Origin of the sequence: Pseudomonas sp. WPR_5_2 (genome assembly GCF_003634475.1) — a bacterium.
GTDB lineage: Bacteria > Pseudomonadota > Gammaproteobacteria > Pseudomonadales > Pseudomonadaceae > Aquipseudomonas > Aquipseudomonas izuensis.
Window position 1 is genome coordinate 493,749 of record NZ_RBLA01000004.1, and the last position, 19,189, is coordinate 512,937.

The window sequence follows — 19,189 nt, forward strand, 5'->3', positions numbered from 1 at the left end:
CACCGGTTTTTCCTATTGACCGGCCTACTAACCTGCGCACAGCCGCCACCCAACGTTTAGTAGGCGAAAAGTGACGGCTCCCATGCAGCAATAGGAGCAACACTCATGGAAAAATCCGTTCCCGATCCACCAGAAACCTCCTCCGACGAAGCCCTCACTGACGACCTGCTCAGAGACCGCTCCGCCCTCTACCGCGCCATCGATTTCTACCTCACCGGCGATCAGCCTTCACCACCCGACGAACTGCGGTTCTACAACGTCAGCAAGGACGTGAGTTTCGAAGACACCCAACTCTACATCGCCGATCTGCTGCGCTGTGCATCGGTGACCGCCTATCAGTGCGGCGACCACCTCAAGGGTGCCGACCGGGCCATGGTGTTTTCGGTGTGGCATTTGCTGGAGATTGCCAAGGCGATGGTGGACCGGTCGATTGAGTGTTTGGGGATGAAGCACGACTGAGTCTGCACCACCGCCATCGCGAGCAAGCTTTGCTCCCACAGGGGTACGCGATCAACTGTGGGAGCAAAGCTTGCTCGCGATGGGCTGCGCAGCAGGCCCCGGCGCCATGGCGTATATTCGGCACATCCCAATCGCCTGCGCAGCCCACCATGAAACAGACCCCCACCGACCTCGACCAGATCACTTCCACCACCCTGGCCCATTACAACGCGGTGGCCGATAGTTTTCGTGAAGGCACCCGTGATCACGACGTCAGCCAGAACATCGATGCGCTGATGCGGCATATCCAGGGCGAGGCGCCATTCGACATTCTCGATTTTGGCTGCGGACCGGGTCGTGACTTGCAGACGTTCACTCGCATGGGCCACAAGGCTGTTGGCCTCGATGGTTCGGAGAAGTTCGCGCAGATGGCCCGTGAGGACAGCGGTTGCGAGGTTTGGCAACAGGACTTTTTGAAGCTCGATCTGCCGGACGAACGCTTCGACGGGATTTTCGCCAATGCGGTGTTGTTCCATATCCCTCGTCAGGAGTTGCCACGGGTCTTGCAGGAATTGCGCGCGACATTGAAGCAAGGTGGCGTGTTGTTCAGTTCCAACCCCCGTGGCGAGAATCAGGAAGGCTGGAACGGGCCGCGTTATGGGGCGTATCACGACCTGGCGGCGTGGCAGCAGTTGCTGACCGAGGCGGGGTTTGTGGAGCTTGAGCATTACTACCGGCCGGCGGGGTTGCCGCGGGAGCAGCAGCCTTGGTTGGCGAGTGTCTGGCGTAAATCTGCGTAGGCAGTTCGGCCGCCTTCGCTGGCAAGCCAGCTCCTACAGGAGCTGGCTTGCCAGCGATGCTCTTCAGGGCGAAGAAGCAACCTGATAGCTCACCACCGTCCCATCCCCTCCAAACGCAGTGATGCTTTGCCCCACTAGCCTCTGGCCTTCAGCCTCACGTTCACGCCCGGCAAAATTAGCCACCAATCGTGTGCCATCGGCAAAGGTGGTCTGCTGCACCAACCGATCCTCACTTAGCCATCGGAAGTCGGTCATCGCTTGGGTCGCCAGACGCTCGTGCAGAGGCCGGAAGAAGGCATCCTGACGCGCCACCACCGGCAGCCGCTGCTTCAAGGTTTCGGCACTCAGGTGATACAGCGGCGGTACGTTGTAGAGCAACTGGGCCAGTTCGTTTTCCACCCGCACATTGCTCAGCTTCAGACTGTCGAACAACCAGTGATGAGTAGTGATGACCGAACCGTGGAACACCGTTTGATAGAGTGGCAAGCGCGTTTGCGGGGCAAAATGCACTGTTCGATAGGGTTCCTTGAGTGGAACGGTTTTGAAGAACATCTGTGGCTGCTCATTGGGGAACCAGCGGCCCAGGTAATACTCGGACTCCGAATTTTTGCTCATATCCGGATCGCCCCAGCCGATGACCGGCGTTTGCATGCCATGGGCAAACAGAATGCCCTGCGAGGTGGTGGCGTTGCCATCTTCCGAACCCGTGGGCAACTGCAGGGTTTCATTCACCCAGCGCGCCGCGTCGATATTGCCCTCGGCGTTTTGAGCCTGGGTCAAGGAAGCGCCCGTTCGATAGCTGTCGAACAGCATGCCGGTGGCGTAGGCATCGAGAAACCAGCTATTGAATCCCGCGCGCGCCTGTACCGCCTTGATGCGGGCCTCAAGCAATGGCCGTACACAACGCGGATCGGTGTAGTGTCCTGATTGCTGAAAGCCACTTTTGAACTGCCCGCCGCTCAAGACAATCGCACAGTCACGGTTGGCCCCAGAGCCCAGGTGCGCCGTGGTCCAGTCCGGATTTTCACTGGCGCTGAGCGCGGTTTCGTAGGAGTCGTACGGCGCCAGCAAATACCCTTGCGCGACAGCCTCGCGCACCGTCTCGGGGTGCCAGAGACCACCCTCCCAACCTTCACCGAGCCCTATCCATAGCCGCGAAAGTCCTGCGGCTTTCAGCTGTTCAAAGGTACCCGTCGACAAGCTGCTGCCCCAATGTTCAGGGGATGCGGTGAGTGCTTCGGCAAATACACCGGCCAACTCCTTGCGCAACTGGCCGTAACCCTCGGCAAGTTTCTGCATGTCTGGCTCGACGACCGCCTGCCAGCCCCTTCGCGCCAGGGTGTTGAGCGCGCCGTTCAAGCCCCTCAACAGGGTGGTCTGTTGGTATCGGTTCAATGGCGATCTTGCGGTACTCAGAATCTCGCGGGCTTGAGCGTCGAGACCACGGCGCAAGTCGCTAGCCAGCACGCTGTTGCCTCGCATCAGCGTCAACAACGCCGACCAACTGCGCACGTCGTTCGGTCCGAGCAGGTCGTTGCTCCACAAATAAACATGGCTGGCCCCCAGGAGCTTTTTGGCTTCAGGAGTCTTCAGCAGTTTGTCGCTCAAGGCTTCGTATCGCCCGTTATCGACCAACCATTGCCGATAGCGCTTGGGCCCGGCCAACAGATCGGCCTCCCCCAACGACAGTTTGAACGTTAGCGGTGCAGTGGGCTCAAGGGAGGTGAATTGGTGATGGGCAGTCAGGGCAAGGGTGTTGTTTTCGGCGCTGAAGGTCAGGCGATTGTTGTAAGGAGTGGTCATCAGCCAGTTCAACGTGAAACCACCGTGATCAATGCCCCACAGCGGCAGACTCAGATCCTGAGTGGTGTTGAATGCCCCCTGATCGAGCAGAAACTTCTGCCACAGCGAGTCACCCGTCGGTACGTAATGTCCCTCCGCGAGCGGCCAGATCAGGCCTTTGCCCATGGCACTGCCAACTTGGTGGAGGAAGTTCAGCTCGCCAGGGTCGCGGGCCGTGATGGACAGGGACAGATCTCGCCCATCGAGGACGGCACTGAGCGTCCAGGCGGCGTCATCCCATTGCCAGTCCATGCGATCAGTACCTTGTTTGAGGTCGCTGACCTTGTGCCCGACAACGCCTGCCGAGGCTTGCACGGGCGAGTGTTGCGCGGGAGTGACGCGAATCGCCAGCGTGGCGGGATCGAGTTCGATGCGCCACAGTGGGTTTTCCAGCGCGTTGGCTGCCAACGCCTGGGACCACAGCAATACACCGAGCAACAATGCGCAGCGTAAGTAACGAGCCATGCACGACATCGGAAAATCCCTCTTCGCAGTGGAAGAGGGAAGCTACAACAGCCCGACGACGCTGTAAGTAGGACCGTTCCCAAAATTCCTTTCAGCAACCATTGGCACACCGTTGCCTGTACTGGCCTCATCGCGAGCAGGCTCGCTCCTACAATGGATCTCGCCGAACACAAATTTTATGTCCACCAAAGATCAACTGTGGGAGCGAGCCTGCTCGCGATGAGCGCGAAGCGCTCGCCTCTATGCCACCTCTTTCTTCGGCTCGCGAATTTTGTACCAGGCCACATACAGCGCCGGCAGAAACAGCAACGTCAGCAGCGTGGCGATGATGATGCCGCCGATCATCGCGTAGGCCATCGGTCCCCAGAACACTTCCCGGGCAATCGGGATCATGCCCAGGCTCGCGGCCGCCGCGGTCAGCAGAATCGGTCGACGACGGTGCTCGGTGGCTTGCACCACGGCATCCCACTGTGATGAGCCTGCGTCCACAAACTCGTCGATCTGGGTCACCAGGATCACCGAGTTGCGAATGATGATGCCGATCAGCGCCAGGATCCCCAAAATCGCCACAAAGCCCATTGGCGTACCGGTCGGCACCAGCGCGATCACCACGCCGATCAAGCCCAGCGGCGCCACGCTGGCCACCAGGAACATTTTCTGCACGCTGTGCAGTTGGATCATCAGGAAGGTGGCCATCAAAAACAGCATCAACGGCACGACCTTGGCAATCGGCCCCTGGGCCTTGCTGCTTTCCTCTACCGTACCGCCGGTGGCGACCTTGTAGCCCACCGGCAACGCGGCGGCGAATTTGTCGATGTCCGGCTTGAGCAAGGCCACCAGGTCGGTGGGTTGAATCTCGCCCAGTGTCGCGGCCTTGATGGTCACCGTCGGTTTGCGGTCGCGACGCCACACCAGTGGCTGCTCCAGTTCGTAGCGCACGGTGGCAAATGCCAGCAGCGGAATCGAGGTGCCGCCCGGCGTGACGATCTGCAGGTTTTGCAGGGTTTCCGACGAGCCACGTTCAGCATCCACCGCGCGGCCGACCACGTTGATCAGGTAGATGTCATCGTCGACCTGGGTCACCGTCGAGCCGCTGACGATGCTGTTCATCAGGTTCGCCACATCTTCGGACGACAGGCCAAGCTGGCGTGCCTTGTCCTGGGCGATGTCGATGCGCAAGACCTTGCCCGGTTCGTTCCAGTCGAAAATGATCTCGCCGATGTGAGGGCTCTTGTCCAGTTCGCTGGCCAGATCGATGGCGTGCTTTCGCACCTGATCGATGTCACTGCCACTGACCCGATACTGAATCGGCCGCCCGACCGGCGGGCCCATTTCCAGCGCCTGCACGTAGCTGCCGATGCCGACGAAGTCCTTGCGCAGACGTTCGCGCAGGCGATCGCTGAGCACTTTGCGCGACTCGAACCCTTTGCTGACGATCACCAGTTGCGCGTAATACGGGTTCTGCAATTGCTGGTCGAGAGGGAGATAGAAACGAATCGCACCCTGGCCGATGTAGGTACTCCAGCGCACGATGTCCGGGTCACCCTTGAGCGTCGCTTCGAGCTTGTCCACGGCCTTGCGGGTTTCGTCGATGGAGGCGTTTTGCGGCAGGTTCAGGTCCACCAGGATTTCCGGGCGATCCGAGGACGGGAAGAACTGGTTTTGCACAAAGCCCATGCCCAACACCGACAGCACAAACAGCAGCACGGTGATGCCGATGGCCCACCAGCGATTGCGCAGGCTCCACAGCAAACCACCATTGAACGCCCGCCCCAGGCGCCCAGGCTCCGCCGAATGCGGTTTCACTTGGGTGCTGAGGATGTGCACGCCGATCACCGGGGCGAACAGCACTGCGACAATCCACGAGACGATCATCGCCACAGCGATCACTGCAAACAAGGTGAAGGTGTATTCGCCGGCAGAGCTGGCATTGAGGCCAATCGGCACGAAACCGGCGACGGTCACCAGCGTACCGGTGAGCATCGGAAAGGCTGTCGAGGTGTAGGCAAAGGTTGCCGCCTGCTCCTTGGTGTCGCCCAGCTCCAGACGCGAGACCATCATCTCGACGGTGATCATTGCGTCATCCACCAACAGACCCAGGGCAATGATCAGCGCGCCGAGGGAAATCCGCTGCATGGTAATGCCGCTGTATTCCATGAACACAAAGACCATCGCCAGCACCAGCGGGATCGAACACGCCACCACCAACCCTGCGCGCACGCCGAGGCTGATAAAGCTGACGACCAATACGATCACCACCGCTTCGAACAGCGCACTGGTGAAACCGCCGACCGCCTCTTCCACCACCTCAGCCTGGTCGGACACGTTGTGCACGCCTACACCCACCGGCAAGTCTGCGGTCAGCTCATTGATGCGCTGGTGCAACGCCTTGCCGAACACCTGTATGTTGCCGCCCTTCTGCATGGCGATGGCCAGGCCGATGGCTTGCTGACCATTGAAGCGAAACTCAGGTGTCATTGGGTCGACATAGCCACGCTGAATATCGGCGACATCGGCCAGACGATAGAAACGGTTGTTAAGCCGCAGGTTGACGTTGGCCAGGTCCTTTTCAGAAGCGAACTGACCGGAGGTGCGCACGGAAATCCGCTCCGGGCCAGCCTCAATCACCCCGGCCGGGGTCACGGCGTTCTCTTTTTGCAGGCTCTGCACGACCTGCGCTTCATCGATGCCCAGCGCCGCCAGTTTGCGCGTCGAGAAGTTCAGGTAAAGGACTTCATCCTGCTGGCCGACCATCTCGATCTTGCCCAGCCCCGGCACATTGTGGATCTCCGCGCGGGCCTGCTCGACGTAGTCACGCAACTGACGCATCGTCAACCCGTCGGCGGTAAAGGCATAGACCGAGCCGAACACATCACCGAATTCGTCGTTGAACGCCGGCCCCTGGATGCCCTGGGGAAACTGGCCCTTGATGTCGCCGATCTTCTTGCGCACCTGGTACCAGATCTCCGGAATGTCCTTGGCCTTGGTGGTGTCACGCAGGTTCACGTAGACCGTGGACTCGCCGGGGCGTGTGTAGCTTTTCACGTAGTCGAGGGAGTCGAGCTCCTCGAGTTTTTTCTCGATGCGGTCGGTGACCTGCTTGAGGGTTTCTTCCTGGGTCGCACCGGGCCAGCGACTCTGGATAACCATGGTTTTGATGGTGAAGGAAGGGTCTTCCTCGCGGCCCAGGTTCATGTACGAGAACACGCCCATCAGCAAGGCGACGAACATCAGGTACCAGACAAACGACTGATGCTTGAGCGCCCATTCGGATAAGTTGAAACTCCCTTTCATTGCGCGCTGTCCTCGTCGACTTTCACTTTCTGCCCCGGTTTGAGGCTGTTGACACCGGCAGTGACGATACGGTCACCGTTCTTCACGCCGTAGGCCAGCACCACGCTGTTGTCGGTGCGGCTGATAACGCTGACATCCCGAGGCGACACGGTTTGCGTCTGTGGATCGACGACCCAGATCCGGGGTTTGCCTTCGACCTCCTGCAAGGCGGTCAAGGGCAGTTCGATGCGTGGTTTGACAGTCGAGCTCAAGGTCACGCTGATCGCCGTGCCCAGACGAAATGCGGTGGGTGTCTCGGTCAAGGTCAGGCGTGCGCGCCGGGTACGGGTGGTGCTTTCGGCCTGGGGTTCGATTTCCCGCACAGTGGCCGTGGTGGTGATTTGCGGGTTCAACTGCGAGGCGACCTGGAACACTACATCCTTGGGCAACTGGTCGATCAGGGTGTCCGGCAGATCGATCACCGCTTCCTTGATGTCCGGTTGTGCCAGGGTCACCACCTGCTGACCGGCGGTGACGGTTTGCCCGGCTTCGGCATTCCACGCCGTGACCACGGCCTTGTGATCGGTGCGCAACTCTACGTAGTTGAGCTGATCCCTGGCCTGGTTGACCGCGGCCCTGGCCTGATCGAGGGACGCCTGGGTGGTTTTCAGGTCGGTTTGCGCAGCGTCCAGTTGCGCCTGTGAGCCCACGCCGCGATCGAACAGATCCTGCTGGCGCCGGGCGGTGGCTTGGGCGTTGATGAACTGCGCCTGGACGCTCGCCAGATCACCCTCAGCCGAGCGCAATTGGTTCTGCTGGTCGGTGGGATCGAGCGAGGCCAGCAAGGCGCCTTTTTCGACTTCCGCACCAACGTCGACAGCGCGGCTGGCAATGCGTCCGGGCACCCGGAAGCCGACATTGCTTTCGTAGCGAGCCTGGATGTTGCCCGCAAAACGCCCCAGGTTTTCCTCGCCCAATGCCTGCACCTTGATCGACAACACCGGACGTACCGGCTCCGGCGGCGGTTCTTTTTTCGAGCAGGCCACCAGCATCAAACTGGCGAACACCAGCAACAGACGCTTCATGGCTGAGCCTCCTTGGCCAGGTCCTTGTAGGTGTTTTCGGCGACTTCCACCTTCACACCGGGGTGCAACAACTGGCCACCGGCGATGACGACTTTTTCGCCACCCTTCAGACCGGCGCTGATGATGACTTTGCCGGTCAGGTAGCGGCCGACGGTGACGGGATGCAGTTGCGCCTTGCCCTCCCCATCCACCAGCCACACGGCGGGATCGCTGACTTTCTTGGTCAGCGCCGACCACGGCAATTCCACCGCAGCTTTGCCGCGGGTCGTGCCGGTTGCACTCACCACCGAACCCAGCTGCATGCCCTGGGGCAAGTTGCCCAAGGTGATCTTGACCTGCACCGTGCCCGTCTGCTCGGAGACCGACGGGGTGATTTCCCGAACAGTGCCGGTGGTTTTGATCGCCGGGTTATCGAGCAGGCTGACCACCACCGTTCGGTCCGCCGGCGGTTCGATCAGCAACGACTCGTAGACGTTGAACACCGCGTCGCGCTCGCCGTCCTGAGCCAGGCTGAAAATCGGCACCGTGGCCTGTACCACCTGGCCGACTTCGGCCTGACGCGCCGTGATAATGCCCGGTGCATCAGAGATCAACGCTGTGTAACTCAATTGTTCACGGGCATTGGCCAACTGCGCCTGGGCGGCCGCCAACGAGCTTTGGCTACTGCGCAAGGCGGCCTGGGCGGAATCGAATTCACTTTGACTGGTGTAACCCTTGGGCAGGAGTTTTTGCTGACGCACGAAAGCCGCCGCGTTCTGCTTGACCTTGGCCTGTTCGGCAACGACCTGGGCCTGGGCCGAGTCGAGGCTGGTTTGCAGATCCTTGGGATCAAGCCGGGCAAGCACTTGCTTGGCGGAAATCCGGTCGCCGACATCGACCGTACGCTGGATGATCTTGCCGCCGACGCGGAACGACAGTTCGGTCTGCACCCGTGCCTGTACATCGCCGGTCAAGGTGACGCTGGCGGCGTAATCGGACGGTTTCACCTCTTGGACGAAAACCCGTGGCCGGTCCTTCTCCACTGGTTTTTTTTCATCGCAGGCCGTCAGCAGGGCCAACAGGCTCAGGCCAACGACTATTTTCAATCCGGGACCAGCCATGCAGACTCCTTTGCGTTTAACGGGCGCGATTCGTCTGTCAGCTTAGAACAGGGATTCAGGGGCGCACCCGATGCATGTCAAAAAAGCCCGGCTTTGTAGTTTTGTGTGTGGCCAGGCCCAGCGCTACACGGAGTTGCGGCGAATACGCTTCCCCATAGTGCCTACGCCAGAAGGGGAATGTGAGGGAAAGGGAAACTGTGAAGTACTAGTCGGGCTGGCGGTCAGGGGGGGAGCTGTTGCACCTGCAAACGGATCTGGAGACAAAGGTGGGGCAGAAGCTAAAGGCGAGGATGGTGATGTCGATTGGCTGATCGATACACGCCCTCTGCTCTCGACAAAATGCTTCAACGTAGGAATGGTCTTCGGATCACGCGCAGCCCAAAATGACCCCATTCGCGCCGAAAATGTAACGGCGCCCAGTCCTAACGCGATCATGCCAAAAATCGCCGCGGCCTCAGTGTCCTTGTTGATAGCCGCCACGGCGGCGCCAACGCCCGTAACAGCCGCAAGCATTGTCGTGACGCCAGCAATGGTCGAGCCCGCGGCACCCAGCGTGACTCTACCCGGTAACTGCCCCGCCGCCCCCCACTGCAATGCGTCCTTTGCCAGCTTAAAGGGAATAGCAGGCTCAAAAACAATACGGGCGTTAAACACACTGAAAAGGCTGGTGACAAGCCTGGAAAACTGCCCCGTCGGATCACTGAAGTTCACCGGATCCCCCTGACAGTACGCATACGCATTCAGCCCACCCCGCCCAAACGGACTCAACCGATCCGGACTGTTGAACCGCATCAATACCGGGTTGAACGCGCGATGCCCATTGCCCAGCAAATAATGCCCGGTGAGCCGATCGACCGCCTCGCCGTTGAAACCCAGAAGACTGCCCAGACCATTCTCGGCCTTTCGATGACCGTAGGCGGTATAAACCTGACGCACCGAGCCACTCGTCCCGGTGACCTGCAACACGGAACGCTGCTGATCGGTTGCCAGCAGTTCACTATTGAGCACATCGTCCTGACATGATTGCAGCGCCAGCAGTTGCATGTCGTGCTGGAACACACTCTGGCTGGCCTGACCTTGCAGCTCAGTCGTCAGATGTTTATGGCGGTAAAAACGTTGCAGCTTTTCCTGCCCAGCAGGCTCGCGCCCGATCAGTTGATCCAGAGCGTCATAGCGATACCGGCACACCTCTGTTTTCAGCATCATGATGCCCCCCCTTCCGATGTATTGAGCTTGCACCTTCAAAAGAGTCAGGACACCTAGCAGAACTGCTAGTACTGTCGCGGCAACGCAACTATTTTTAGTGCACGACAAAAACCGTTGGATGCGCTGGAACAAGCCTAAGGAAGCACTCCATGCTCAATACCCTCGCGGTGGCCAATTATCGCTCGATCAACAAACTGGTGATTCCACTGGGTCGATTGAACCTGATTACCGGTCCAAACGGCAGCGGCAAATCCAACCTCTATCGTGCGCTGCGCCTGCTGGCTGAAACCGCTCAGGGCGGGGTGGTCAATGCGCTGGCCCGCGAGGGTGGGCTGGATTCGACCTTTTGGGCCGGCCCGGAAACCATCACGCGGCGCATGCAAAAGGCTGAGGTGCCGATCGAGTCGACCGTGCGCAAAGGCGTGAAGCGTTTGCGGCTGGGGTTTGCCGGGGAAGGCTTCGGTTACGCCATCAGCCTGGGGCTACCCGATTCCAACGGTCATTTCATGTTGCCCGAACACACTTTACCCATCCCTTCACGGTTCAGTCTCGACCCACAAATCAAGCGTGAATGCATCTGGTCCGGACCGTTCTACCGTCCGGCCAGCCTACTGGTGGATCGTGACGGCCCGATGATCCGCTCCCGGGCCGACCGTAGCTGGGACGTGTTGGCTCAGCACACGCCGAATTTCGACAGCCTCTTCGACCAGGTCGGCAGCCTGCGAACCTCACCGGAAGTGCTGGAGATGCGCGAGTTCATCCGCCGCTGGCGCTTCTACGATCATTTTCGCAGTGACGCCGATGCGCCGGTGCGCCAGCCACAGCTGGGCACCCGCACCCCGGTGCTGCACCACGATGGCAGGGACCTGGCGGCGGCGTTGCAGACCATCATCGAAATCGGCGAACCCGAGGCATTGCGAGCCGCGATCAGCGATGCGTTTCCCGGTGCACGCCTGCACATCGAGCCGCTGCCCGGCGGACGCTTTGCGATCGAGTTTTATCAGGAAGGTTTGTTGCGCCCGCTGTCGGCGGCTGAGTTGTCGGATGGCACGTTGCGGTATTTGCTGCTGGTGGCGGCGCTGTTGACGCCCCGGCCACCGACATTGATGGTGCTGAACGAACCCGAAACCAGCCTGCATCCGGATCTGTTGCCGGCGTTGGCGCGGCTGATTATTCGCGCGTCGGAGCAGTGTCAGGTGTGGGTGGTTTCCCATGCACGGCGGTTGATTTCGGCCTTGCAGGAGGACCCGGAATGCAATTGCATCGTGCTGGAGAAAAACCTCGGCCAGACCGGGATCGTCGGGCAGCGGATGCTGGATGAGCCGGCTTGGCATTGGCCGGATTAGGCGGTGCCTGAAAAATCCATTCGCGAGCAGGCTCGCTCCCACAAGGGTCTTGTGAACGCCACAGATCCAATGTGGGAGCGAGCCTGCTCACGAAGGCGTCAGTAAGATCGCTGCAGAAACCAGAGGATTATCCCTGCCACTTCCCACCCTCGACAATCACACTCTCAGGCTTGGTGTCATCGCTCAATTCCTTGCGCACATACTGGTCGTACAGCTTGAGCAGATACTTGTCCTCACCCAGTTTCGCCAACTCGGCATTGACCCAGTCGCGCAGTTCAACGTTGCCCTTCTTCACCGCTGGCGCAATTGGCGCTTCTGCGCCCAGGGTCTGGCTCAATACCCGGTAGCCAGGGTTTTGCTTGGCTCAGCTGAACAGCACCAGGTTGTCTTGTGCATAGGCATCGCCACGACCATTGGCCAGGGCTTGCAAGGACTCGGAGTTTTTCTCGAACTTGAGCAATTTCCAGTCCGGGTGGTTTTTGGTCAGCCAAATGTCGGCCGTGGTGCCCGTGGTGACGATGGTGGTGCGGGTCGCCAGGTCATCGAGGTTTTTCACCGCGCTGCCCTGAGGCACCAGCGCCTGGACCGCAACCTTGAGGTTCGGGTTGGTGAATTCCACCGCTTCCTTGCGTTCCGGGGTGACGGTCATGTTAGCCAGGATCAGATCAACCTTGTCGCTTTGCAGGAATGGAATCCGGCTGGCCGGCTCCACGGCGACGAACTCGACCTTGTTTTCATCGCCCAGCAGATCCTTGGCGAATTGGCGGCCGATGTCGGTATCGAAACCGACGTAACGCCCGGCTTCATTGACGAAACCGAACGGCGGTTTGTCGGTGAAGACGCCCACGATCAGCTTGTCCCGTGCCTTGATTTTTTCCAGATAACTGGCGCTTTCGCTGGCGACTTTCGGCTTCGCCGGTTCTTCGGTTTTGTTGCAGCCGGCCAGCAGCGCAAAGCCCAGCAGCGGGAGAAGCAAGAGTGAAGACTTGGCAGTTTTCATGACAGTTCCAGTTCCTTTGTTTGAGTCGTTTTGGGTAGTGCGGCGACGTAGGAGAATTTCTCCAGGAACTGCTGCGCTCGTGCGGTTTGCGGGTTCGTAAAGAAGATCTCGGGAGGGTTTTGCTCGAGGATGCACCCGGCATCCATGAACACTATTCGATCGGCCACGGCGCGGGCGAAGGCCATTTCGTGGGTGACAATCAACAGGGTCATGCCCTCGCGGGCCAAGCCTTGAATGACTTCCAGCACTTCCTTGACCATTTCCGGGTCAAGGGCGGCGGTGACTTCATCGAACAACATGACCTTGGGGTTCATGCACAGCGAACGGACGATGGCGATGCGTTGTTGCTGACCGCCGGACAGCTGTCGTGGATAGGCATCGCGCTTGTCCGAAAGCCCCACGCGTTCAAGCAAGGCTTCAGCCTGGACCCGGGCTTCACGGCGGTCACGTTTCTGCACCTTGAGCGGCCCGAGCAGCAGATTGTCGAGCACGCTCATGTGCGGGAACAGGTGATAACTCTGGAACACCATGCCGATCTGCTGGCGCACTTCGCGCCAGTCGGTGGCCTTGTCCAGCAGTTCACGGCCGGCAAATTTCAGGCTGCCACTGTGGGCGTTTTCCAGACCGTTGAGGCAACGCAACAAGGTACTTTTGCCACAACCGCTGGGTCCGAGAATGACGATGACTTCGCCCGGCTTCACACTCAGGTCGATGCCCTTGAGCACCTGCTGATCACCGAAGAATTTGTTGAAACCCTTGAACTCGATCAATGCGCTCATGCTTGCGTCCAGCGCCGCTCCAGCACACGCGAGGCGGCCGACAACGGGTAGCAGATGAAAAAGAAAAACAGGAAAAGAGCGCCGTAGATCAGCACCGATTCGTAGGTGCGCTCGATAATTTGCTGGCCGACCTTGATCACATCCACCACCCCAATCAGCACGGCCAGGGAGCTGGTCTTGATGATCCGCGTGTAAACGTTGATGGTCGGCGGCGTCAGGCGTTTCAGCGCTTGTGGCAGTAGCACGTAGCCGTAGAGCTGCGCTGCGTCCAGGCCGATCGACAGGCCGGCTTCGCGCTGCCCGCGCGGCAACGACTGCAACGCACCGCGCACCACCTCACCCACCTCGCTGGCGCCCCATAACGAGAGCACCAGCACCGCACACCAGAAGCTCGGAATGCTCACGCCAAAAAAGATCGGCAGGCCGAAGAACAGCAAGTACAACCAGACCAGCACCGGAATCGCCCGGAACAGTTCCAGGTAGACCCGCAGGACCACGTTCAGCCACTTCACATCCAGTGTGCGCAACACACCGTAAAGCACGCCGCCGACGGTGCTGATGGCAATGCTCAGGAAAGAAATCGACAGGGTTTGCAGCGCGCCCTTGCCCAGTTGCGGCAACGACACCCACAGCAACTCAAGACCCGAACTGGCCATGCTGGAGCCTCCTTTCCAGACGGCTGAGCAACAGCGACAACGGCAAGAACAGCAGCACGCAAATCAGCGTCAGCACGGCGAGCATTTCGTAGGTTTTGTAATACAGCGCGATGTAACTCTTGGTGGTGTAGAGAATCTCCGGCACCGCCACCGCCGAGACCACAGTGGTTTCCTTGAGCAGGAAAATGAAATTGGCGAACAGCGACGGCAGGCTGAGGATGCCGGCCTGCGGCAGGATCACGTAGCGCAGCAATTGCCCGTGGGAAAGGCCGATGGAGCGACCGGATTCCAATTGTGCCTGGGGCACGGCATCCACGCCGGCACGCAGCACTTCCGTGAGGTAGGCGCCGCCGAGGAAGGTCATGGTGATGATCGCCGCGGCAAAACCCGAGACCTTGATGCCCAGTGCCGGCAAGGCGAAGTAGACGAAGAACAGTTGAATCAGCAGCGGTGTGTTGCGCGCCAGCTCGACATACAGGCCGACCAGTCGCTGCAGGTAAGGCGTACGAAATACCAGGATCGCCGCGTTGATCAGCGCCACCAGCAGAGATGTGCCAATGGCGATGAATCCAACCTGCAGCGTCACGCCCACGGCCTTGAGGAACGCCGGCAAAGTGCTGAGGATAAAAGCGTAATCGAAGTTCATTGAACATCCTGGACGCCGCTCGGTAAGCGACGGTGGCGCAGTCCATGGGCAGTGGATAACTGCCCGGCAAGCACCAACTTTAAAGGTATAAGAAATAGAATTTAAATACCGTTAAAGCATATTGATATCACGCAAAAAACTATCCAAATGGATTTGCCAGGACAGTGGAGACGACTGTTTTCTCTCCTGAGGCGAACTGATCCCCTGTGGGAGCGAGCCTGCTCGCGAAAGCGGTCTGTCAGCCAACATTGATACCAACTGACACGGCCTCTTCGCGAGCAGGCTCGCTCCCACATGGGTTTCGTGGACGCAAAAAAACGCCGACGCTGTATCAGCCGTCGGCGTTGGAAACCTTGAAGGGGTTGCCTCGCGAATCAGAACGCCGGCAGTACCGCGCCGCTGTACTTCTTCTCGATGAATGCTTTCACTTCCGGGCTGGTCAGGGCCTTGGCCAGTTTCTGGATGGCAACGCTGTCCTTGTTGTCCGGACGGGCTACCAGGAAGTTCACGTAAGGCGAATCCGCGCCTTCGATCACCAGTGCGTCTTTAGCCGGGTTCAGACCCGCTTCCAGCGCGTAGTTGGTGTTGATCATGTCCAGGTCGACCTGATCCAGCACACGCGGCAACATCGCGGATTCAAGCTCCTTGAACTTGAAGTTGTGCGGGTTCTTGGCGATGTCTTTCGGGGTTGCCAGGGCGTTTTTCGGGTCTTTCAACTCGATCAGGCCAGCCTTCTGCAGCAGGATCAGGGCACGGCCGCTGTTGCTGCCTTCGTTAGGGATGGCAATGGTCGCGCCGTCTTTGAGCTCGGCCAGGGTTTTGACTTTCTTCGAGTAGCCACCGAAGGGTTCAACGTGAACACCGATGACGGTTTCCAGGTGAGTGCCTTTGCCTTCGTTGAAGCTTTTCAGGTACGGCAGGGTCTGGAAGTAGTTCGCGTCCAGACGCTTCTGGTCGACCTGCACGTTCGGCTGAACGTAGTCGGTGAAGACTTTGATTTCCAGGTCCACGCCTTCTTTGGCGAGGGTTGGCTTGATCAGTTCAAGAATCTCGGCGTGTGGAATCGGGGTCGCCGCAACCACCAGTTTCTCGCCAGCCTGGGCCAGGCCCGCAGTCAGGGCAGCCGCCAGTGCGGTGAACAACAGAACCTTTTTCATGCAGTGTCCTTATCGAAAATCACGGTCGCTTGTGGCGACGGCTAAAAATGAAAGTGCCAGTGAAATGCTATCGCTGGCGTGAAGCGGACAATACCGGGATTTTTTATTCCCGAACAATATCTTTTATTCACTTTCATATTCCATTTTGTTCATACAGCTCTAACCCGTTGGTTGGACGCTATCTGTGGGAGCACAGCTTGCTCGCGATGGCGTCCTCCCGACAGACCGAGTCGCCTGAATCGCGAGCAAGCTTTGCGCCTACGGAAGAAGGCCGGCGTCTTTAAGTATTTGTTTCAGGGCGTCTTTTTCGGCGTCGGAGGCGTTGTCCAGAATCTGTTTGAGCTGCTGTTCGATCCGCGCCACACCTTCATCCGGCAACTTCAAATGCTCCGGGAGTATCTCGTCGCCGGTGCTGACCAGCAGCGCAAAGTGGATGACGTTTTCCAGCTCCCGGGTATTGCCCGGCCAGCGGTGTCGCTCCAGTACACGTTGCGCGGCCTCGCTGATCAGCGGGACCGGCAAATCCAGGCGCTGGCTGTAGATGCCGAGGAAATACTCTGCCAACGACAGAATATCGCCCACCCGCTCACGCAGCGCCGGCAGTTCGAGCTGACCTTCGCTGAGGTAGTGATAGAGCCGCTCATGGAATTTACCCGCCGCAACCGCCTGGGCCAGGTCGATGCTGGTGGCGGCGACCAGGCGCACATCCACCGGGCTTGGCTGATGCGCACCGACGCGAGTGACTTCGTGATTTTCCAGTGCGGCGAGCAATTTGATCTGAATCGGCAGCGGCAAGTCGCCGATTTCGTCCAGATACAAAGTGCCACCGTTGGCCGAACCGAACCAGCCGGCACGACTGCTGGCCGAGCCGCTGTAACCGCCCGCGGCATAACCGAACAATTCGGCATCGGCGTAAGTCGGGCTGATCGCGCCGCAATTGACCGAGACGAACAGCCCGCCGCGATCACTGGCGCGATGGATGTGCCGCGCCAACAACTCCTTGCCGGTGCCGGTTTCACCACGGATCAGCACCGAGATCGAACGCGGTGCCAGTTGCTCCAGCTCCTGGCGCAATTGCCGTGAGCGTGGATCGACGAACACCAGCGCCTTGGCGCGGATGCTCAGGGGACTTTTTTCGGCGTCGGGAAAGGTCAGCAACGGCTGACCGAAGGTTTCAAAGCTCATGGCAGTCTCCCGCCCAAAACCGCCGGGAGACGGGGGGCGTTAAAAAAGGGTTCAAGCACGGCGCAGGGCGTGGTGTTCCATGCGGTTTTGCAGGCGATAGAGATAGGCAAATCCCTGCTCCCAGCGCTGGTGACCGGACTTCACGTTGATGTGCCCGGCACCCGCCAGGATTCCCGCCTCCGCGCCCCAGTTACGCGCCAGTTCCAGCGCTCGCGGCGCACTGACGGCGGCGTCGTTGTCGGAGCTGACCACCTGGCTCGGAAACGGCAATAGATCGGTCGGAATCGGCGCGAAGTTGCGCAGTGCCGGCGCGCAAGCCGGACGCTCGACGTCCGCCGGAGCGACCAGCAAGGCACCGCGAACCTGACGCAAAAACTGCAACGGCGCGGTCGCTGCCCAATGGGCGACGGTGATGCAGCCCAGACTATGGGCAATCAGGATCACCGGGGTGCTGTCGGCGGCAATCGCCTCGGCCAGTGCCGCGACCCAGTCTTCACGACGTGGTGTCAGCCAGTCGGCCTGCTCCACCCGTGCGCTGTTCGGCAGGCTGCTCTGCCAATGGCTTTGCCAATGATCTTCTGGCGATCCTTGCCAGCCCGGCACAATCAGATAGCGAATTGATTCATTGCGCATGGGGAACTCTCCTGCTGCGTGTCTGTTCCCGGTCGAGTATAGGGAGGAGAGTTATATTCGTTAAGAAATAAGAAGCTATTTATTAAGACCTATATCGAATATAAACCCTGTAGGAGCTGGCTTGCCAGCGAAGGCGGTGTATCAGCCAACATCTTTATCGACTGACAGGGCGCATTCGCTGGCAAGCCAGCTCCTGCAAGGGCTGTGTGGAATAAAAAAGGGGCCGCACCCTGCCAAGGAGACGGCCCCGTAAACTCAAAACCTGCCAGCGTTGATCAACAACCCTGAAGCGGATGATTGGTGAAATTGGTTATCCAATAAAGGAATATTTAATTACTTTAATAGACCCTGATTGCATAAGCCATTGCCCCCACGGCAACCGCCAATCATCGTTGCTTGCATCACAACCTAGCGTCCCTTTAGGTCAAAATGATGACCAACGTCTTCGTTTTTGAGTTTCCCGGTGCGTTGCTCAGACCTGAGCGGCACGCACCTGCTGCGGTTCTGCCGCTTCCCTGCGCACAAACCGGTTCGCCCGACCGAACGTACCGATATCGTTGAAGCGCACGCCCATCTCGCGCATCACTTTGTGCGCCACCGGTGCCGTCATCTGGCGGATGTAGAACGGCTCCTTCACCACGAAGTGATGAATCCCGTGGGTGCTGCCGAAATTGAAGCAGAACGCCTGCAACGGCCACAGCCACCAAGCGTTCAACACCTGACACTGCTGCATCACGTTGCCCGGCTCCACGTCGCCGTAGTAGTGCATGTTCGAGCTGATGAAGTGCAGGCAGAAGGTGCGCAACACGTTCGGACCGATGATCACCACGACGGCGATGTCGATGACCTGCATCGCCGACAACGTGGTCGCCGACCATTCAATCGGTGCCCCCAGCAAATGGGCAATACCGTTGGCCGCGTGGAACCCGAGGAACACATACCACGCGCCCCAATGCATCAGCGCCAGCGGTGCGTAGACCTTCAGGGCGCGCATGGCGATGCTGAGTTTTTGCGCCGCGGTTGGCGCCCTTAGCATGCGGATAAACGCCGACATCACGTTGTCGCCGACCATCAACAACCGGGCGATGCCCCAAGGCTCGCCGTTGGTGATCGCCCGCTCTTCCATATCGGTTTCCGTGCCGGAGACCTTGTGATGATTGAGGTGCAGATGACGGCGAATCCACGGATTGATGGTGCTCGGCCGCGCCAGCCAGACCAGGCCCATCATCAGGTTGTGTGGCACCCGTTGTTTGCGAAAGTACATGCTGTGAATCAGATCGTGTTCGAGCTCGTGGGTCAGCGAAGCGAAAAAACCGTTGAGCAACAGGCACGCCCACCAGGCCATATGCCCCGTCATGTAGAGCGCCGCCGAACCGATCATCCCGGCCAGCGCGAAGGCCAGAATGCCCGCGCCCAGGGCATCCTGGTGGTTGAGAATCGGGTAGCGCTCGCGCAATTCGACGCCTTTGGCCAGCACCACTTGGCGAATATGCGCTGAGCGCTGGGTTGCATTCAGTCGCTGGGGACTTGCAGAAGTACCTTGCATGCTTCCATCCTCTGGTTATTGATGTTCGCATC

Annotated in this window: 15 protein-coding genes and 1 pseudogene; 3 read left to right on the forward strand and 13 right to left on the reverse strand. The window is 59.4% G+C overall.

From position 1 onward, the window contains the following. Positions 1 to 105: 105 nt before the first annotated feature. The gene (locus BJ917_RS17920; protein WP_096513939.1) at positions 106 to 459 is read left to right on the forward strand and encodes a DUF6124 family protein; all 354 of its coding nucleotides are present in this window, start codon (positions 106 to 108) and stop codon (positions 457 to 459) included. Between the two features lie 149 nt (positions 460 to 608). Further along, a complete protein-coding gene (locus tag BJ917_RS17925; RefSeq protein WP_121103977.1) occupies positions 609 to 1,238 on the forward strand; it encodes a class I SAM-dependent methyltransferase in 630 nt (209 codons plus the stop codon). A gap of 63 nt (positions 1,239 to 1,301) precedes the next feature. Here the strand turns inward: BJ917_RS17925 and BJ917_RS17930 are convergent, their stop codons facing one another. From BJ917_RS17930 to BJ917_RS17950, 5 genes are all read right to left on the reverse strand, one after another. Next, the gene (locus BJ917_RS17930) at positions 1,302 to 3,554 is read right to left on the reverse strand and encodes a glycoside hydrolase (RefSeq protein ID WP_121103978.1); all 2,253 of its coding nucleotides are present in this window, start codon (positions 3,552 to 3,554) and stop codon (positions 1,302 to 1,304) included. 231 nt (positions 3,555 to 3,785) lie between these two features. After that, positions 3,786 to 6,839 (reverse strand): efflux RND transporter permease subunit, encoded by a 3,054-nt coding sequence (locus BJ917_RS17935; protein WP_096513942.1) that lies wholly within the window; start codon positions 6,837 to 6,839, stop codon positions 3,786 to 3,788. Then, entirely contained in the window at positions 6,836 to 7,903 is a 1,068-nt protein-coding gene (locus tag BJ917_RS17940; protein WP_121103979.1) for an efflux RND transporter periplasmic adaptor subunit, read from the reverse strand. The genes BJ917_RS17935 and BJ917_RS17940 overlap by 4 nt, the downstream gene beginning before the upstream one ends. Next, the gene (locus BJ917_RS17945) at positions 7,900 to 9,003 is read right to left on the reverse strand and encodes an efflux RND transporter periplasmic adaptor subunit (RefSeq protein WP_096513944.1); all 1,104 of its coding nucleotides are present in this window, start codon (positions 9,001 to 9,003) and stop codon (positions 7,900 to 7,902) included. The genes BJ917_RS17940 and BJ917_RS17945 overlap by 4 nt, the downstream gene beginning before the upstream one ends. Before the next feature lie 123 nt (positions 9,004 to 9,126). After that, on the reverse strand, positions 9,127 to 10,209 hold the full coding sequence (locus tag BJ917_RS17950) for an RHS repeat-associated core domain-containing protein (RefSeq protein ID WP_121104026.1): 1,083 nt from the start codon (positions 10,207 to 10,209) through the stop codon (positions 9,127 to 9,129). A 149-nt stretch (positions 10,210 to 10,358) separates the two neighbouring features. On the opposite strand from BJ917_RS17950, the gene BJ917_RS17955 reads away from it, so the two are divergent. Then, on the forward strand, positions 10,359 to 11,555 hold the full coding sequence (locus BJ917_RS17955) for an AAA family ATPase (RefSeq protein WP_096513946.1): 1,197 nt from the start codon (positions 10,359 to 10,361) through the stop codon (positions 11,553 to 11,555). Between the two features lie 127 nt (positions 11,556 to 11,682). Here BJ917_RS17955 and BJ917_RS17960 read toward each other — a convergent pair. The 8 genes and pseudogenes from BJ917_RS17960 to BJ917_RS18000 form a co-directional block, all read right to left on the reverse strand. Then, positions 11,683 to 12,555: pseudogene (locus BJ917_RS17960) on the reverse strand (transporter substrate-binding domain-containing protein). Next, positions 12,552 to 13,334, reverse strand: coding sequence for an amino acid ABC transporter ATP-binding protein (locus BJ917_RS17965; RefSeq protein ID WP_096513948.1), 783 nt, complete (start codon positions 13,332 to 13,334; stop codon positions 12,552 to 12,554). The pseudogene BJ917_RS17960 and the gene BJ917_RS17965 overlap by 4 nt, the downstream one beginning before the upstream one ends. Next, positions 13,331 to 13,990 carry an amino acid ABC transporter permease gene (locus tag BJ917_RS17970; RefSeq protein ID WP_096513949.1) on the reverse strand — a complete coding sequence of 220 codons (660 nt, stop codon included), beginning with the start codon at positions 13,988 to 13,990 and terminating at the stop codon, positions 13,331 to 13,333. Before BJ917_RS17970 ends, BJ917_RS17965 begins: the two co-directional genes overlap by 4 nt. After that, positions 13,971 to 14,636 (reverse strand): amino acid ABC transporter permease, encoded by a 666-nt coding sequence (locus BJ917_RS17975; protein ID WP_121103980.1) that lies wholly within the window; start codon positions 14,634 to 14,636, stop codon positions 13,971 to 13,973. Before BJ917_RS17975 ends, BJ917_RS17970 begins: the two co-directional genes overlap by 20 nt. 374 nt (positions 14,637 to 15,010) lie before the next feature. Beyond that, positions 15,011 to 15,793, reverse strand: coding sequence for a MetQ/NlpA family ABC transporter substrate-binding protein (locus tag BJ917_RS17985; protein ID WP_007983099.1), 783 nt, complete (start codon positions 15,791 to 15,793; stop codon positions 15,011 to 15,013). Between the two features lie 258 nt (positions 15,794 to 16,051). Then, positions 16,052 to 16,978 (reverse strand): sigma 54-interacting transcriptional regulator, encoded by a 927-nt coding sequence (locus BJ917_RS17990; protein ID WP_096513951.1) that lies wholly within the window; start codon positions 16,976 to 16,978, stop codon positions 16,052 to 16,054. Between the two features lie 51 nt (positions 16,979 to 17,029). Continuing rightward, the gene (locus BJ917_RS17995; RefSeq protein WP_121103982.1) at positions 17,030 to 17,611 is read right to left on the reverse strand and encodes an alpha/beta hydrolase; all 582 of its coding nucleotides are present in this window, start codon (positions 17,609 to 17,611) and stop codon (positions 17,030 to 17,032) included. Positions 17,612 to 18,083: 472 nt separating this feature from the next. After that, positions 18,084 to 19,157, reverse strand: a complete 1,074-nt coding sequence (locus BJ917_RS18000; protein WP_121103983.1) for a fatty acid desaturase — start codon at positions 19,155 to 19,157, stop codon at positions 18,084 to 18,086. Positions 19,158 to 19,189 lie beyond the last annotated feature (32 nt).

Bases quoted from the DNA above. Each gene is read 5' to 3' on its own strand.
- BJ917_RS17920 (WP_096513939.1), top strand. From the start codon at position 106: ATGGAAAAATCCGTTCCCGATCCACCAGAAACCTCCTCCGACGAAGCC.
- BJ917_RS17925 (WP_121103977.1), top strand. From the start codon at position 609: ATGAAACAGACCCCCACCGACCTCGACCAGATCACTTCCACCACCCTG.
- BJ917_RS17930 (WP_121103978.1), bottom strand. From the start codon at position 3,554: ATGTCGTGCATGGCTCGTTACTTACGCTGCGCATTGTTGCTCGGTGTA.
- BJ917_RS17935 (WP_096513942.1), bottom strand. From the start codon at position 6,839: ATGAAAGGGAGTTTCAACTTATCCGAATGGGCGCTCAAGCATCAGTCG.
- BJ917_RS17940 (WP_121103979.1), bottom strand. From the start codon at position 7,903: ATGAAGCGTCTGTTGCTGGTGTTCGCCAGTTTGATGCTGGTGGCCTGC.
- BJ917_RS17945 (WP_096513944.1), bottom strand. From the start codon at position 9,003: ATGGCTGGTCCCGGATTGAAAATAGTCGTTGGCCTGAGCCTGTTGGCC.
- BJ917_RS17950 (WP_121104026.1), bottom strand. From the start codon at position 10,209: ATGATGCTGAAAACAGAGGTGTGCCGGTATCGCTATGACGCTCTGGAT.
- BJ917_RS17955 (WP_096513946.1), top strand. From the start codon at position 10,359: ATGCTCAATACCCTCGCGGTGGCCAATTATCGCTCGATCAACAAACTG.
- BJ917_RS17965 (WP_096513948.1), bottom strand. From the start codon at position 13,334: ATGAGCGCATTGATCGAGTTCAAGGGTTTCAACAAATTCTTCGGTGAT.
- BJ917_RS17970 (WP_096513949.1), bottom strand. From the start codon at position 13,990: ATGGCCAGTTCGGGTCTTGAGTTGCTGTGGGTGTCGTTGCCGCAACTG.
- BJ917_RS17975 (WP_121103980.1), bottom strand. From the start codon at position 14,636: ATGAACTTCGATTACGCTTTTATCCTCAGCACTTTGCCGGCGTTCCTC.
- BJ917_RS17985 (WP_007983099.1), bottom strand. From the start codon at position 15,793: ATGAAAAAGGTTCTGTTGTTCACCGCACTGGCGGCTGCCCTGACTGCG.
- BJ917_RS17990 (WP_096513951.1), bottom strand. From the start codon at position 16,978: ATGAGCTTTGAAACCTTCGGTCAGCCGTTGCTGACCTTTCCCGACGCC.
- BJ917_RS17995 (WP_121103982.1), bottom strand. From the start codon at position 17,611: ATGCGCAATGAATCAATTCGCTATCTGATTGTGCCGGGCTGGCAAGGA.
- BJ917_RS18000 (WP_121103983.1), bottom strand. From the start codon at position 19,157: ATGCAAGGTACTTCTGCAAGTCCCCAGCGACTGAATGCAACCCAGCGC.